This is a genomic window from Streptomyces sp. NPDC001135 (assembly GCF_053598395.1).
On sequence record NZ_JBSFKD010000078.1, the window covers coordinates 1 to 1,276 of the forward strand.

The window sequence follows — 1,276 nt, forward strand, 5'->3', positions numbered from 1 at the left end:
GGCGCCGACGTCCACGCCGAGACGAGCGGTGTCTGCCACTTCGCCTACGACGACGAGGAGACCTGCATCGCCGAGGTGCGCTACCTCCTCTCGCTTCTCCCGCAGAACAACCGGGAGAACCCCCCGCGGGTGGACTCCTCCGACCCCGTCGACCGCCGCAGCGACGTGCTGCTCGACCTGGTCCCGGCCGACGGGAACCGGCCGTACGACATGGCCAAGGTCATCGAGGAGATCGTCGACGACGGCGAGTACCTGGAGGTCCACGAGCGCTGGGCGCGCAACATCATCTGCGCGCTGGCCCGCCTGGACGGCCAGGTGGTCGGCATCATCGCCAACCAGCCGCAGGTGCTGGCGGGCGTCCTGGACATCGAGGCGAGTGAAAAAGCTGCGCGCTTTGTCCAGATGTGTGACGCTTTCAATGTCCCGATCGTCACCTTCCTGGACGTGCCGGGGTTCCTCCCCGGTGTCGACCAGGAGCACGGCGGAATCATCCGTCACGGCGCGAAGCTGCTGTACGCCTATTGCAACGCGACCGTGCCGAGGATCTCGCTGATCCTGCGCAAGGCGTACGGAGGTGCCTACATCGTCATGGACTCCCAGTCGATCGGCGCCGACCTCACCTACGCCTGGCCGACGAACGAGATCGCCGTCATGGGCGCCGAGGGCGCGGCCAACGTGATCTTCCGCCGTCAGATCGCCGGCGCGGAGGACCCCGAGGCCATGCGGGCGCGCATGGTCAAGGAGTACAAGTCCGAGCTGATGCACCCCTACTACGCGGCCGAGCGCGGTCTCGTGGACGACGTCATCGACCCGGCCGAGACCCGCGAAGTCCTGGCGAAGTCCCTGGCGATGCTGCAGTCCAAGCACGCCGACCTGCCCTCGCGCAAGCACGGCAACCCCCCGCAGTAACCGAGCGGACCCGCCGCGGCAACCCCGCGGACCTCTCTCTCACGGAGACTGACACCCATGAGCACTCCTGACATCCGCGTCGAGAAGGGCCACGCCGAGCCCGAGGAAGTCGCCGCCATCACGGCCGTCCTCCTGGCCCGCGCGGCCGCGCAGACGCCTTCGGCCCAGACCCATCGGGGCCGCGCCAAGGCCGGCTGGCGCCGCCTGGAGCGCGAGCCGGGCTTCCGGGCGCCGCACAGCTGGCACTGAGCGCCAGGAATCCTCAACGGCGAGAGCCGCCGACTCCGGTCGCGTGCCCGTCGCGAACACGGGCCACAGTGCGTCACGGAACGCCGTCGCCACGCTGATCGCGACGCATCCGGCGACG

At 69.4% G+C, this 1,276-nt stretch carries 2 protein-coding genes; both read left to right on the forward strand.

The window, feature by feature from the left end; all coding sequences use genetic code 11:
- Positions 1 to 909, forward strand: a 909-nt coding sequence (locus ACWC94_RS42180) for an acyl-CoA carboxylase subunit beta (RefSeq protein WP_450803074.1), incomplete at its 5' end; no start/stop codon positions are given.
- A gap of 57 nt (positions 910 to 966) precedes the next feature.
- Positions 967 to 1,158 (forward strand): acyl-CoA carboxylase subunit epsilon, encoded by a 192-nt coding sequence (locus ACWC94_RS42185; protein ID WP_450803076.1) that lies wholly within the window; start codon positions 967 to 969, stop codon positions 1,156 to 1,158.
- Positions 1,159 to 1,276: the final 118 nt, after the last annotated feature.

Excerpts from the sequence above, each read along its gene's own strand:
- ACWC94_RS42185 (WP_450803076.1), top strand. The coding sequence starts at position 967 with ATGAGCACTCCTGACATCCGCGTCGAGAAGGGCCACGCCGAGCCCGAG.